Here is a 14126-nt window from a genome sequence, read left to right as displayed (position 1 = left end):
AATGCGTGATAAAATTAAATTAGTTTCTTCTGCAGGTACTGGGTTTTTCTACACCACTGACAAGAACAAGCGTAACATGCCTGGCAAAATGGAGATCAAAAAATACGATCCCGTTGTGCGTAAGCACGTTATGTTCAAAGAGGCAAAAATCAAGTAATAAAACTTGCTTTTGTCTCCACGAAAACCCAGCCTATGCTGGGTTTTTTGCGTTTAGGCCTGCCTGGGTTTATCTTGTTACTTACTGTTTTACCAAGTTCATCTTCAACAGTGTTATTCCGTAAAGTGAGTTAGGTTATGGCTTTAATGTCTCAACGGGCAATGAATAACGTGGTGATCTTCGCCATGTTAATTATGATTGCGTTATTTAATATAGATAAATTTCTTCCGGTCGAATCACCGTCTGTTCTCAGGCCGCTGTTACCTGAAAACGCCCACGTGCTCAAAGTAGAGCAAGGAGAAAGCCAGCTGGTGAGAAGTGGCCGTGGATGGCGCCAGATCACTGTTGATGGGGAAATGGAAGTTACGCCAGAAGAGCAAATTACGGCATGGCGAGAGGGTATGTTGTCGTCTACAGGCGAGCCGATAGGAATCACTGGTGAACCGTTGGTGACTGTGGTTTGGTTAGCAGGGCAATCGGACGGTCAGGTGTACGCGTTTTATCCCGTGGAGGGCGTGACATACGTCAGGGTTGAAAATACCTGGTATGAGCTCAGTAACACAACACTTACCTCTCTATTGCCCTGGTATCAATAACACATCGGAGACATCATGCCTGAGTTGCCTGAAGTTGAGGTAAGCCGGTTAGGGATCACCCCCTGGCTGCAAGGTCAAACCATTACCAATATTATTGTGCGCGATGTGCGTTTGCGCTGGCCGGTGCCTGATACATTGCAACAAGCGTGTGGAAGAACAATTCAGCACATTCGGCGCCGGGCCAAGTACCTGTTGATAAATGTCGGTATTGGCGACATTGTCTTGCATTTGGGGATGTCTGGGAAGTTGCGGGTGATTGACGCGCAACACCCACCGGTTAAGCACGATCACGTGGACATTGTACTTAGCAACGGTAAGTGTTTGCGCTACAACGATCCGAGGCGTTTTGGAGCGTGTTTGTGGCAACCTAATGACGTCCTGTTGCCATTATTATCAAAATTGGGGCCAGAACCCCTTACAAGCGATTTTACTCCACAGCGGTTGATCACGTTAGCAAAAGGTAAAAAGAGCCCGGTAAAAACCTTCATTATGGATAACGACGTGGTTGTGGGGGTAGGGAATATCTACGCCAATGAAGCCTTGTTTATGGCGGGCATTGACCCCAGGCGAGCTGCAGGCCGGGTAAGTGCAAAGCGTTATCAGATGCTTACCCAAACAATCAAAACCGTTCTGGAAAAGGCCATTGCCCAAGGCGGAACCACACTGAAAGATTTTGCACAAAGCGATGGCAGCCCCGGCTACTTTGCACAGCATCTTCGGGTCTATGGCCGCAGCGGCGAGCCCTGTGAGGTGTGCGATACAGAAATAAAAAGCGTGGTAATAGGGCAAAGAAATACGTTTTTTTGCCCCGAATGTCAGCGCTGAGCTTCGGTATTTAATTAGTTTGAAGGCGCGGCATCACCGTGAAAGCGCTTCATCAGTGCGCGTTCGACTACCGGAGGGCAAAAACCGCCCACGTCGCCTTTGTGTAGGGCGACTTCCTTAACTAACGTGGAAGAGATAAACGAATTTTCTTCTGCAGGAGTGAGAAAAACACTTTCTAATTTTGGGTTTAAATGGCGATTCATATTGGCAAGCTGAAACTCGTATTCAAAATCGGATACCGCACGCAAGCCTCTTATCAGAATGGTCGCATTGATTTCATCCGCAAAGGCTGCGAGCAAGCCGGTAAATCCTCTTACTTCGACATTGGGCAGAGCATGGGTCACTTCGCGGATCATTTCCACCCGTTCGTCTAGAGTGAACAGGGGTTTTTTACTGGGATTAGAGGCAATTGCCACAATAACATGGGAGAACATCTGCGATGCTCGCTCGATGAGATCTGCGTGTCCATTGGTAATAGGGTCAAACGTGCCAGGATATATTGCTCTAGAGTGCATAATGTGTATTCTTATGTTTGTTTCTAATTGAACACTACCGCATTCGCGGCGGAATCAACAGCTATTCCCCGCGCAGGCCGCCTAAAAAAGCAGACCAGTCGTCGCTGTTCCAGTGAAACGTCGCAGCTTTCGCTTTTTCCTTTTTCAACGAACGAAGGAAACGCTCCACATTTCGCTGTTTCCACGGGCCGTTGGCACGAAACTCACAATGGTCAAAATCAATAATCCAGATAGTGTGTTGCTTGTCTATCATGATATTTCGCGCGTTCAGATCGCGGTGAAATACGTTGGCAGATTGCATTTTTCCAACAGCTTTTCCTATGGCGTGCCAAAGTGGCGCCGAAAGCGGTTCGCGACACAGCATCGCGTGTAAATCACTACTTTGCGGAATTAATGAAGTAATTAAATCACCGCGATAAATTAACCCTCGGCGTTCTACGTGCACGGCAACGGGTTGTGGAACATTCAAGCCTTTTTGTACCATAGCGTGAAGTAACCGAAACTCTTTAACAGGGCGGGTGTTCTCCAGACCGGCAAACACGTACTGATCTGACAATATCTTTCCAGGTAACCCGCCGCGCTTATAATGCCGCAGCACTAGGTCGTGTTCGCCTTCACGCACAAACAGGGTTGTACCACGGCCCTTGGCCTGGCCGGTGACAGCGTTTTTACCATGCCAGTACTCTGGCGAGAACCACGATAACGTGACGTCAGGGAATCTACCCTTATCAACAAGAAGGTGGTGTCGTGGGCTGATGAAAACCTGTTTAATGGTCATGGTAACTTGTATTTGTGGTAAATTAGCCATTGTAATGAAAATTTCACAGTTTTCAGCTTTAGAGGTGTGTATTGAAGAAAAAGATTTGTTTGATGAGGTTATCTGCCATAGGCGATGTATGCCATGCGGCAGCATTGGTTCATCGGATAAAAACCAATTGGCCAGAGGCTGAGCTTACTTGGATTATTGGTAAAATAGAGTATCAGTTACTAAAAGGAATGACCGGCGTGCGGTTTGTCGTGTTTGATAAAAAGCAGGGCAAGCAGGCGGTAAGAGATCTTCGTGAGGCGCTGGAAGGCGAGTACTTTGATACATTACTGATGATGCAGGTAGCGTTACGTGCAAACCTCGCTTCGCGTGTAATTAAAGCCAAGGAACGCATTGGTTTTGATTGGGCAAGAAGCAAAGAACTACACTGGATATTTGCCAATAAAAGGGTGAAAGCGGCAAGCAGCATGCACGTTTTAGATGGATTTATGGATTTTGGCGATGCTCTGGGTTTGCCTTCGCAAACTCCCCAATGGGATATTCCCCTCCCCCGGGAGGCCAGCGCTTTGGCCAGTAAATTGAGAGCGGAAATCGGACCTTTTGTGGTGATAAGTCCTGCTGCCAGTAAAGCTGAGCGCAATTGGTTACCTGAGCGCTACGCCCAGGTGGCTGACCACATCCATCAAAAAGGCTATGCTGTTGTACTTACCGGCGGCCCCGGTGCCCTTGACCAGACGTTGTCAGTCTCCATAAACGCCCACACCAGTGCGGTAACTCGTGATCTAATAGGTAAAACATCGTTGCAGGAAATGTTGGCGGTGTTGTCTGAAGCTGCCTTGGTTATTGCCCCTGATACAGGGCCGGTTCATATGGCAACGGCAGCAGGCACGCCGGTGATTGGCCTGTATGCACATTCAAACCCACGTCGAACCGGACCATATAATAATCTCAATAACGTGGTGTCGGTTTACGATACGTGTATTGCTGAGCAGACCGGAAAATCATGGGACACGTTACCCTGGGGGACCCGAGCCAAAGGAAGTACGCTTATGTCGCAAATTTTAACTGCCGACGTAGTGGAAATGGTTGACCAGTTAATTTAGAACCTCTACTCTGCCAGTATCATTAAAGATTTAATAGCAAAAATGGCCTGATTCTCTACACTTAACGTAAAGATCTTTCGCACAGGCACGTTTCTTTAAGGATAGAGGTGTCATTTGATCAGGTTCACCTGGGTAGCTTTCCGAAAAGGATGGAGCGTACATTATCTTCAAGCTCTGGTTGCTTGGTGCCTTCTTAGTGTATCTTGTGCCGCCAGCGCCCAACAGAATGTAAAAGTGGTTGTGAATAACGACGTTAACGTTACTTCGTTGATGCGCACCGAAGTGCGAGAAATATTCACAGCACGAAAACAATACTGGAGCGGCGGGTCTAAAATCACCGTCTTTGTGCTCGATTCCAACACTTCTGCTCATCAGGCGTTTTGCCGTCAGGTGCTAAATATGTTTCCCTATCAGCTCGACCGGCTTTGGAATCAGATTATTTACTCCGGGCAAGGGGAAAGGCCCGAAGCTGTGGGATCAGAGTCTGCGCTTTTACAAGCGGTAGCAAGTACCCCAGGTGCCATAGGGTACATCTATGAAGAAGCTGTTTCTGTGAATGTTCACGAGGTCGTTATACCATGAATGTTAACGCGATACTGATGTCCAGTCTCTTTCTGTGTTCAACCTCGTCAGCTTTGGCAGAATCCTCATTTAGTTGGCATGGGTTTATTGCTCAAGGCGTAAATCAATCTATTGATGGTGATTTTATCACTGACAACAACAGCGTAAACTTTGACCTCACGGAAATCGGTATCAATATGCGATACGATATTAATTCCTCGCTAGCAATTGTGGGGCAAGCCGTGTATCTCGACGGCGGCAACCGCTATGAACAGGGAGAGCGTATCGACTATTTATTTGTAGACTGGACACTGCCAGAGTTAGGGAGCTGGAATGTTCACGCTCATCTCGGTCGTTTTAAAAGTCCTCATTGGCTGTATTCTGCTACCCGTGATGTGCCTCAAACCCGGTCGACGGTGGTGCTACCTCAATCTATTTACTTTGATAACTTTAGAGATATCGCTTTGGGTAGTGACGGTATTTTGCTGCAGTTCAGCCGACCTGCAGACAGCGGTAGTATTCGCTTTAACTGGAGTTACGGCAAGGCGCCACTGAGCAATTATTTAACCAAAGCCCTCCTTGGTCAGTTTACTCAGGGCGATGTAGAGCAAGATTTTGTTCATCAAGTGAGCGTATTTTGGCAACCGCCGTCACTCAATTGGCAGGTTGGCGCGAGTTGGCTGGATTCTGACTTTTCCTACAATGCTTCACCAATCGAAACCTTGGTAGATGGCGGGCGTTCGGTACAGCTTTACACGATTTCCGCCGTGTATTTTTCTGAGAACTGGGAATTTACCACCGAGTTACAACGCAACCACAAGCGGGATTTTGGTGGTTACTCTCCCGACTACTACGTCGATCAACACGGTGAAGGGGGATACGGGCAGTTGCGTTACATGTTTAATTCAAAGTATAGCGCAGTGCTAAGATATGACCTCTTCTTTGCCGACCGCGACGACCGCAATGGCAATGCTCTGGAGGCAAGAAGTGGCGGCGTAATACCAAACTATTTCGGCTTTATGAAATCTACCACCCTGGGCTTTCAGTGGGATCCTGAGCCAAATTGGCGGGTTCAGGTTGAGCATCATTGGGTAAATGGAGCGGGTCGCTTAACCAGTATACCGAGTTCGCTAAACCGTCCGAATACCGACAGAAACTGGCGGATGTGGGCAGTGCAGGCTATGTATTGGTTCTAATATGAAAGTAAGCGTATCGGTTACTACCAAGTTACTCACAGTTGTGTCGGCAATGATGTTAACCGCCACCATTGCCATTGCTGCGATGCTTATTGCCCAGTCGCAAATCAGTATCGAACAACAACACAAGGACTTTCAGTCTAAAAATCAACGCCAGCTCGCCCTGATGGAAGAACTGCTGACCGTTCGGTTACTGGTATGGGTAGAAACCTTCTCCCGGTGGGGAAAAACGGAAACCTTGTCCGAAGATGAACTGGCCATGGCGTTGCAAGAATCCAAAGACGCCTTGTCAGTAAGTTTACAGATCAGCGATATGTGGTTGTTTGGTCCAGATGGGGAATTGCTCATGGGAGAAACTGGCAGTATGCCGTCCTTTGTGCCGAATATGGAATCCCTAACCCGAGACACTATGCGTCCTCAGGACAACTTGCGTTGTTCGGGCAGTTGCTATCGCTATTTGTCTGCGCCCATCATGATCGACGGACAACGAGTAGCTGTACTTGTGCTTAGCTCAAACTTCGCTGAATTACTGGCGGCGTTGTCACAGTTTTCCAGTGCATATAAAATTGCTGTTGTAGAGAGCGTAGAAAACGACAACGGTATTGCCTTTAATATTGTTAGCCGCTTATCTGAAACCAACGCCAATCTGCTGAATAGTCTTTTAGCTAAAATTCCCGGGTATACCACTACCCGGGATATGGTAGAGAGTGGTGCGTTACTGCGGCAGGACAAACGGGATTTGATGATAAGTTTGCTGCCCATGTCTACAACGGGAAGCACTAATTACGCCATACTATTCGTTCGGGATATCTCCGAGCGTATTGCATCCGTTGAGGAATATCAGAATATGGTCATTGGCACGGCAGTGAGTATCTTCCTGCTGTTTACCATTATTCTGCTTATACTCATTCAACAGTATCGCCGTAAACTCATCCAGTTATCAGAACAATTGCCATTGCTGGCGGAGCACCGCTATCACGAATTTTCGCTTATTAACGGCCGGCATCGCTTGTGGAAAGACAAAACCTTTCCCGACGAACTGGATTTGCTGGAGGAAACGGCGAGAAATGTGGCAAAGCGGCTGGAAGAACAGGATTCCAAACTGGCAGCGTCGAATGCGCAGTTGGAAAATATGTCTATGTTTGATGGCCTCACAGGCTTGCCAAACCGCACAATGATGACATTTCAAATAGAAAAGCAAATTGCTGTTGCCACCAAAAACAGCGGGTTGGCGGCGGTGCTTTTTTTAGATTTGGACGATTTTAAAAAGGTAAACGACAGCCATGGTCATGACGTCGGCGACCAATTGCTATCTGCTGCTGCTGAGCGCATTGTGCGGGCGGTGGGTGACAAACATGTCGTAGCCCGGTTTGGCGGCGACGAGTTTGTGGTGTTGCTGGACGACGCAAAAGATAAATCTCAAGTAGAAAGTGTGGCGCAGTCACTTATTGATGTGTTCAACCGGCCCATTCAGATAGCCAGTATGCCCTTTTATATCTCTACCAGTGTGGGTGTTGCCATGACTAACCAGCCGGATATTAAGGCTGTTGAACTGCTGCGACACGCTGATATTGCCATGTACGAAGCCAAAGCTCAGAAAGGTGCGGCGTTCAGGCTTTACGACGCTTCTATGAATGTGAAGGTGATGCGCAAAGTTGAATTAGAGCGGGAAGCTCGGGTGGCGTTGAGGGAGAATCAGTTTAGTCTGGCGCTGCAACCACAAATTGATATTCAAACCAATAAGGTTGAAGGGTTTGAAGCCCTAATCCGCTGGCGGCATCCGGTAAAAGGTGTTATCGCGCCCGGAGAGTTCATTCCGCTGCTCGAAAGTACGCCATTTATGATGGAACTGGATTACTGGGTAATGACTCGCTCATTGCGTATTTTAAACGAGCTGAGCACCAATGGTTACCCCAATGTAAAGATGGCCATCAATGTGTCGGCCGCGCAGTTCTCGGATCCAACGTTGCCCCATTTTCTGAGCCAGCAATTGTCGCTTTATGAACTGGCTCCTGAAAAAGTCGAGCTGGAGCTTACCGAAACGGCGTTGGTGTCTGACATCAACTCTGCGATCGACGTGTGCAAGGCGCTGCAAGACATGGGGTGTTTGGTCGCTATCGACGACTTTGGCACGGGCTATTCTTCGCTGAGTTACTTAAAGTCGCTGCCGGTGGATTACATCAAAATCGACCAGAGTTTTATCTGCGGTATGTTGGACAACGCCGATGATAAAAATATTGTCCAGTCTACTATTTCTCTGGTGCGCAGCTTAGGCAGAACGGTGATTGCTGAGGGCGTTGAAACGCCCGAACAGTTGGCCCAGCTAGGGGCTTTTCACTGCCACCAGGCCCAGGGGTACCTCATCAGTGCTCCCATACCCGAAGTTGACCTGTGGAAACGGCTGGAAGAACATGTCGTGAACGGGTGTTGGCAAATGAGTGATACCGTTAAAAGTTCATTGACTCAGCATCAGTTTGAGTTTTAGCTGTGTCCGGGTTTACCGGCTGTGGTTAATTATTTACACTCAGTGGAAAACGCTTTGCGTTCATACTCGTTAAACAGTATACCCATCAAACCCTATTCATTAAAATACGCGTTTTCTATGGCGGAGAAATAGATGTCGGAATTATTCATTGCGCACCTGCGCGGGCAAATTGATACAGTCAAGCAGGAAGGTTTGTACAAAAGCGAGCGGGTTATTACCTCTCAACAGCAGGCAGATATTGCCGTTGGTTCGGGGGCCGATGTCATTAATTTTTGCGCCAATAATTATTTGGGGTTAGCCAATCACGACGATCTTATCGCTGCAGCGAAAGCCGGTTTAGATTCCCATGGCTTTGGCATGGCGTCGGTGCGATTTATTTGCGGCACGCAAGATATTCACAAGCAGCTTGAAGCAAAAATTAGTCACTTTTTGGGTACAGAAGACACTATTCTCTATCCGTCTTGTTTCGATGCTAATGGCGGGTTATTCGAAACCCTTCTCGGCCCGGAAGATGCCATTATTTCAGATGCGCTGAATCACGCCAGCATTATTGACGGCGTGCGCTTGAGCAAAGCCAAGCGTTATCGATATGCCAATAACGATATGGCCGCCTTAGAGTCACAGTTGCAACAAGCGGTTGCCGATGGTGCGCGGTTTAAAATAATCGCCACTGACGGCGTATTCTCAATGGACGGCGTTATCGCAAACCTGAAAGGAGTGTGCGATTTGGCTGAAAAATACGACGCCATGGTAATGGTTGACGATTGCCATGCCACAGGCTTTTTGGGTGAAAATGGCCGTGGAAGCCATGAATACTGTGACGTGATGGGGCGCGTGGATATTATCACTGGTACCCTTGGAAAGGCATTGGGTGGTGCATCCGGCGGTTATACGTCGGGTAAAAAGGAAGTGGTAGAGTGGTTGCGTCAGCGTTCCCGACCTTATTTGTTTTCAAACTCTGTGGCACCGCCTATTGTATCTGCTTCGCTTAAAGTGTTTGATATGATGGCCGACGGTCATGATTTACGGGCAACGCTGTGGCGCAATGCAGCGCATTTCCGCAGCAGAATGGAAGCGGCGGGTTTTACACTGGCAGGCAAAGATCACCCCATTATTCCAGTGATGCTTGGCGATGCTCGCCTGGCAAGCGAAATGGCAGATAAACTGCTGGAAAAAGGCATCTACGTTATTGGTTTTTCTTATCCTGTGGTGCCTAAGGGCCAGGCCCGTATTCGTACGCAAATGTCTGCCGGTCACACACTTGAGCATGTCGATAAAGCCGTTGATGCATTTATTGAAGTTGGTCAATCCCTGGGAGTTATTCAATGAAGTCACTGGTAAAAGCGCAGCGCGAAAAAGGTATTTGGCTGCAGGACACAGCAAAACCCGAAGTGGGCCACAACGACTTACTCATCAAAATTCGCAAAACGGCCATTTGTGGCACCGACATGCATATCTATAATTGGGATGAATGGTCGCAGAAAACGGTTCCTGTTCCTATGGTTGTAGGTCACGAATACGTGGGTGAAGTGGTTGGAATGGGTCAGGAAGTTGCCGGGTTTGCCCTTGGCGACCGGGTTTCCGGGGAAGGACATATCACTTGTGGCCACTGCCGAAACTGCCGCGCCGGACGCCGTCACCTGTGTCGCAATACCGAAGGGGTGGGGGTTAACCGCCCAGGTGCCTTTGCTGAATACCTGGTTATTCCTGCGTTTAACGCATTTAAAATTCCGGATAATATCTCCGATGATTTGGCGGCCATATTCGATCCATTCGGCAACGCTGTGCATACGGCATTGTCTTTCGATTTAGTTGGTGAAGATGTGTTAATTACTGGTGCTGGCCCCATAGGCATTATGGCCGTAGCCGTTGCAAAACACGTCGGTGCCAGACATGTTGTGATAACTGATATTAACCCTTATCGCTTAAAACTTGCCGAGAAAATGGGTGCAAGCCGAGCCGTAAACGTGGCAACAACATCATTGAGTGATGTTATGAAAGAACTGGGGATGACAGAAGGCTTTGATGTTGGGCTGGAAATGTCTGGCGTGCCCGTAGCGTTCCGCGATATGCTCGACAAGATGAATAATGGTGGAAAGGTTGCTATGCTTGGTATACCGCCAACCGATGTGGCGGTTGACTGGAATCAGGTAATTTTCAAAGGGCTTACTATTAAAGGTATTTACGGTCGGGAAATGTTTGAAACCTGGTATAAAATGGCCAGTCTGATACAAAGTGGTCTGGATTTATCGCCTGTTATCACCCACCAGTTCTCCATTGAAGACTTCCAAAAAGGCTTCGATACCATGGGTTCAGGGGAATCCGGAAAAGTCATTCTAAATTGGTAATAAACATGTCAGCATTTCAGCATATCAGTATCCAAGACGCCGCGGAGAAACTCGACACGTTTGCGGTAGTAGATATTCGCGATCCGCAATCCTTCGCCAACGGCCATATGCCTGATGCGCTTAATTTAAATAACGATAATTTTGCTGAATTCCTCGACGAAACAGACAAAGATACACCCGTACTGGTGGTGTGCTATCACGGTGTGAGCAGCCAACAAGCCGCTAACGTGATTGCCAACCAAGGTTACAACAGGGTGTTCAGTATGGATGGCGGCTTCGAAGCCTGGAAACTCAATTATACCGTGGTGACAGATCAAGCGTGAGTAAACCGCTAATTGCAATCAGTAGTGAGGGGTATGCCCATCTTCTCGCTAACTATCTTACCAGCCAGTCGCTTCCGGCCCATGTACAGCCTCATCCCGACAACGACGACTATGTGGTTGTACTGCAGAACGCTTCCGATGTAGAACTGGCGTTGCCTATTTGCGAGGCATTCCTCAAGCATCCGGGGGATCCAAAATATCAGCAAGCAGCTTGGCAATCGGGTGAGCATGTTGATTTACACCCTGGAAAACCCAGTAATCTGAGTGTCGCGAATTTAGTAAATTGGGCAAAAACAGCCCCATTTACTGCTGTTATATTGTTTATCTGTACGGCAGTTTTTGTGCTGTCTTACTTGGGCTTTTTCGACGTGCTAGGCAGTTCGCTTCGCATGCTTCCCTTAAACGAGGTTTTGTCTTCACACGAATATTGGCGCTTGATCACCCCTGCCTTTCTGCATTTCAGCGCTCTGCATTTTATCTTCAATTTGTTGTGGTGGAGCATGATAGGCGGCCAAATCGAGCGGGTCCTGGGGTTTAGCATGATTCTGTTGGTGTTTTCTATATCGGCGGTAGCGTCTAATGTCGCTCAGGCTTTGGTAAGCGGCCCTGCATTCGGCGGGTTGTCAGGAGTGGTATACGCCGTGTTGGGCTTCGTATGGTGGTTGGGGTGGTTAAAGCCGACTTGGGGGCTTTCCATGCCCCGGTCAATTGTCGGCTTCATGCTAGTGTGGCTGGTGTTAGGCTATACCGATGTACTGTGGGTAAATATGGCCAATACCGCTCATACTGTTGGCCTCATTAGTGGTTGTGCCTTGGCGGCGTTGTTGGCATTGGGTGATAGCCGCAGGAAACAGACTTAGCCGTGATACAGATATTTGGTAAAAATAACGTCTTTGACAATGGTTGCGCCGGTTTCTTTACGCATGTGGTCTTGTAGCGCTTTAAGAATAGCTAGTCTTATTTCTTCGCGGCCGGTTAAGGATTTCACTTTGTCTTCTGGTTGCTGACCGAAGATTTCGATAGTGGTCGCTCGAAGCAGAGGCATGTGGTGTTCCGCTATTTCCAATACATCGACGCTGTCTATCATTAACTCAACGGTTACGCGAACGTAACCAATCTTCTTGGCAGAAGGCCCGACGAAATTGGTAATGATGTCTGGCTCCAACCCAAGGTAGGCGAAATTGGGCGGCTCTTGTGCTTGAGCGTGGAAATTAAACGCACTGCTTAGTAGCGTAAAAAGGGCGACAATGTGTAAGGATGACTTTTTCATAAAACCACGCAAGTGAAGGCAATAAAAATAAACACTGGGATGATTGTAGAGTTTAGCAAACACCATAAAATAAACACGGAAAAATCAGGCTTTAAGGGTATGTATGAACACGTTTTTGAGCCTTTTACAATACCAATGATAAGATACGGCTCTGTTTTTTTAAGGTGTATTAGCCTTTGGATGTAAATCTTCAATTTCCCGTGGGGTTGAACACAACGTGGCAAACGCCGACGTCAATTACAAGTATGTCTCAGACAGTGGCGTCCTGGCTACTGGATACCGGGTCGCTCACTGAGCGTGTGCAGGCAAATGTCCCCGCTTTTTCACTACAGGTAGTAGGCGAGGGCAAAGTGCCGCTTCACCGCAATGAAAGGCAGGGGTTAAGGGGCTCTCCGGATCATTATCAGGTACGAGAAGTGCTATTAAAAGACGGTGTCACGCCCTGGGTGTTCGCCCGAAGTATATTGCCTGAGGCGTTGGTGAACGCAGAGTTCAAAAATTTAGGTACCGAGCCACTGGGCAAGCGCTTGTTCAATGACAGTCGCTTTGTACGCGGTGAATTTGAAGTGTGCCGGGTGTCGCTTCCCCCTTTATCAACGCCAGAGGCGCCCGTTCTCTGGGGCCGTCGCTCGTGTTTTTCTTTTCAGTCTTACACCATGCTGGTGGCTGAGGTATTCTTACCTGCGTCACCTTTGTACTAACTTCGGGGTTTAATCATGTCGCTGGCGTTGTCATTTTCCAACTGGCCTGCCTATGTGCAACTTACCAGGCTGGACAAACCTATTGGGATCTACCTATTGTTATGGCCCACCGTGTGGGCGCTGGTAATTGCGGCCGACGGTGTGCCTGATTTGTGGGTCTCGGCTGTGTTTATTGCAGGTGTAGTGCTGATGCGCTCGGCCGGCTGTATTATTAACGATTATGCCGACAGAAAAGTCGACGGTAGCGTGAAGCGAACAGCGCAGCGCCCCCTGGTAAGTGGCGCTGTATCCGAAAAAGAAGCGCTTCAACTCTTTGCGTTCTTAGTGCTGATTTCCTTTGTGCTTGTGCTTACACTCAACTGGCAAACCATTGCGTTGTCGGTAGTGGCTTTGGCACTGGCAGCGTGCTACCCGTTTATGAAACGTTATACTCATATGCCTCAGGCCGTTCTTGGTGCAGCCTTTGGCTGGGCTATCCCCATGGCTTTTGCCGCTGTGAATGGCAGTGTGCCACTGGTGGGCTGGTTGCTGTTTATAGCCAACCTGGCTTGGACCATTGCATACGATACTTACTACGCCATGGTGGACAGAGATGACGATTTAAAAGTGGGCATTAAATCGTCTGCCATTTTGTTTGGACAACGCGACAGAACCATTATCGGTATTCTGCAGCTATTCACGTTATTACTGCTTACAGCCATCGCCTATATGATGAATTACGGCTGGCCTGTGTACTTGAGCATCGTAGCGTCGGCGCTGTTGTTTTTCTTTCAGGCCTATGCAACGCGGAAAAGAGACCGTATGGCATGTTTCAAAGCCTTTTTGGACAACCACTATGTAGGGCTGGTGATAGCTGTTGGTTTGCTCGTCGACAGAGTTGCGCTGTCAGCGGTGTAAACACACAACCTGTGTTTGGCAGTAAATAAGTTTACAGAGTGTAAATGTCTACTTATTTTCTTCCAACTGTGCTTCAAGCGCAGTAATGCGCGCTTCCATTGCCTCGAGTTTTTCCCGGGTACGGATCAGCACTTGGCTTTGAATGTCGAATTCTTCGCGGGTTACTAAATCGAGTTTACTCAACTGTGACTGTAACACTTGTTTCACGCGTGTTTCGGCGCCTTCGGCCATTGACCGTACGCCGGGAGGTACCGCCTCGGAAATTTGTTTGGCGATTTCTTCGAGTTTTTTCGGATCAAGCATGGTATTTCCTTTATAATGCACGTCATCGCGACAGGTTGCTTGGTATTGTAAATAGATAAGAAGTACATGCAACGAAAACC

17 protein-coding genes are annotated in these 14126 nt (G+C 48.1%); 13 read left to right on the top strand and 4 right to left on the bottom strand.

Annotated elements, in window-relative coordinates; genetic code table 11:
* Position 1 precedes the first annotated feature (1 nt).
* From rpmG to mutM, 3 genes are all read left to right on the top strand, one after another.
* The gene (rpmG, locus tag KO518_RS18785) at positions 2-157 is read left to right on the top strand and encodes a 50S ribosomal protein L33 (RefSeq protein WP_012516577.1); all 156 of its coding nucleotides are present in this window, start codon (positions 2-4) and stop codon (positions 155-157) included.
* A 137-nt stretch (positions 158-294) separates the two neighbouring features.
* Positions 295-753: a hypothetical protein gene (locus KO518_RS18780; RefSeq protein ID WP_216027381.1), complete on the top strand. Its 459-nt coding sequence runs from the start codon at positions 295-297 to the stop codon at positions 751-753.
* A 15-nt stretch (positions 754-768) separates the two neighbouring features.
* The gene (gene mutM, locus KO518_RS18775) at positions 769-1578 is read left to right on the top strand and encodes a bifunctional DNA-formamidopyrimidine glycosylase/DNA-(apurinic or apyrimidinic site) lyase (RefSeq protein ID WP_216027380.1); all 810 of its coding nucleotides are present in this window, start codon (positions 769-771) and stop codon (positions 1576-1578) included.
* A 14-nt stretch (positions 1579-1592) separates the two neighbouring features.
* Here mutM and coaD read toward each other — a convergent pair whose 3' ends face one another.
* Both coaD and KO518_RS18765 read right to left on the bottom strand, forming a co-directional pair.
* Positions 1593-2093 carry a pantetheine-phosphate adenylyltransferase gene (coaD, locus tag KO518_RS18770; RefSeq protein WP_216027379.1) on the bottom strand — a complete coding sequence of 167 codons (501 nt, stop codon included), beginning with the start codon at positions 2091-2093 and terminating at the stop codon, positions 1593-1595.
* Between the two features lie 61 nt (positions 2094-2154).
* Positions 2155-2901 (bottom strand): 3-deoxy-D-manno-octulosonic acid kinase, encoded by a 747-nt coding sequence (locus tag KO518_RS18765; protein WP_216027378.1) that lies wholly within the window; start codon positions 2899-2901, stop codon positions 2155-2157.
* Positions 2902-2963: 62 nt separating this feature from the next.
* Here KO518_RS18765 and KO518_RS18760 point away from each other — a divergent pair, with 62 nt between their 5' ends.
* From KO518_RS18760 to glpG, 8 genes are all read left to right on the top strand, one after another.
* Entirely contained in the window at positions 2964-3962 is a 999-nt protein-coding gene (locus tag KO518_RS18760) for a glycosyltransferase family 9 protein (protein ID WP_216027377.1), read from the top strand.
* 240 nt (positions 3963-4202) lie between these two features.
* On the top strand, positions 4203-4544 hold the full coding sequence (locus tag KO518_RS18755) for a hypothetical protein (protein WP_216027376.1): 342 nt from the start codon (positions 4203-4205) through the stop codon (positions 4542-4544).
* On the top strand, positions 4541-5719 hold the full coding sequence (locus tag KO518_RS18750; protein WP_252736276.1) for a hypothetical protein: 1179 nt from the start codon (positions 4541-4543) through the stop codon (positions 5717-5719). Before KO518_RS18755 ends, KO518_RS18750 begins: the two co-directional genes overlap by 4 nt.
* Before the next feature lies 1 nt (position 5720).
* Entirely contained in the window at positions 5721-8204 is a 2484-nt protein-coding gene (locus tag KO518_RS18745; protein ID WP_216027375.1) for a bifunctional diguanylate cyclase/phosphodiesterase, read from the top strand.
* 132 nt (positions 8205-8336) lie between these two features.
* Positions 8337-9533, top strand: coding sequence for a glycine C-acetyltransferase (kbl, locus tag KO518_RS18740; RefSeq protein WP_216027374.1), 1197 nt, complete (start codon positions 8337-8339; stop codon positions 9531-9533).
* The gene (tdh, locus tag KO518_RS18735; RefSeq protein ID WP_216027373.1) at positions 9530-10552 is read left to right on the top strand and encodes an L-threonine 3-dehydrogenase; all 1023 of its coding nucleotides are present in this window, start codon (positions 9530-9532) and stop codon (positions 10550-10552) included. Before kbl ends, tdh begins: the two co-directional genes overlap by 4 nt.
* A gap of 5 nt (positions 10553-10557) precedes the next feature.
* Positions 10558-10875, top strand: a complete 318-nt coding sequence (gene glpE, locus KO518_RS18730) for a thiosulfate sulfurtransferase GlpE (RefSeq protein WP_216027372.1) — start codon at positions 10558-10560, stop codon at positions 10873-10875.
* On the top strand, positions 10872-11735 hold the full coding sequence (gene glpG, locus KO518_RS18725; protein WP_216027371.1) for a rhomboid family intramembrane serine protease GlpG: 864 nt from the start codon (positions 10872-10874) through the stop codon (positions 11733-11735). Before glpE ends, glpG begins: the two co-directional genes overlap by 4 nt.
* Here the strand turns inward: glpG and KO518_RS18720 are convergent.
* A complete protein-coding gene (locus tag KO518_RS18720) occupies positions 11732-12145 on the bottom strand; it encodes a flagellar basal body-associated protein FliL (RefSeq protein ID WP_216027370.1) in 414 nt (137 codons plus the stop codon). The genes glpG and KO518_RS18720 overlap by 4 nt on opposite strands.
* A 176-nt stretch (positions 12146-12321) precedes the next feature.
* On the opposite strand from KO518_RS18720, the gene KO518_RS18715 reads away from it, so the two are divergent.
* Positions 12322-12846, top strand: coding sequence for a chorismate lyase (locus KO518_RS18715; RefSeq protein WP_252736275.1), 525 nt, complete (start codon positions 12322-12324; stop codon positions 12844-12846).
* Between the two features lie 15 nt (positions 12847-12861).
* Positions 12862-13743: a 4-hydroxybenzoate octaprenyltransferase gene (gene ubiA / locus KO518_RS18710; protein WP_216027369.1), complete on the top strand. Its 882-nt coding sequence runs from the start codon at positions 12862-12864 to the stop codon at positions 13741-13743.
* A 48-nt stretch (positions 13744-13791) separates the two neighbouring features.
* Here ubiA and KO518_RS18705 read toward each other — a convergent pair whose 3' ends face one another.
* Positions 13792-14046 carry an accessory factor UbiK family protein gene (locus KO518_RS18705; protein WP_216027368.1) on the bottom strand — a complete coding sequence of 85 codons (255 nt, stop codon included), beginning with the start codon at positions 14044-14046 and terminating at the stop codon, positions 13792-13794.
* Positions 14047-14126 lie beyond the last annotated feature (80 nt).

Source organism: Aestuariibacter sp. A3R04, from assembly GCF_018860805.1.
GTDB lineage: Bacteria > Pseudomonadota > Gammaproteobacteria > Enterobacterales > Alteromonadaceae > Alteromonas.
Note: the sequence above shows the minus strand (reverse complement) of the source record. Positions and strands in the feature narration are given on the sequence as shown.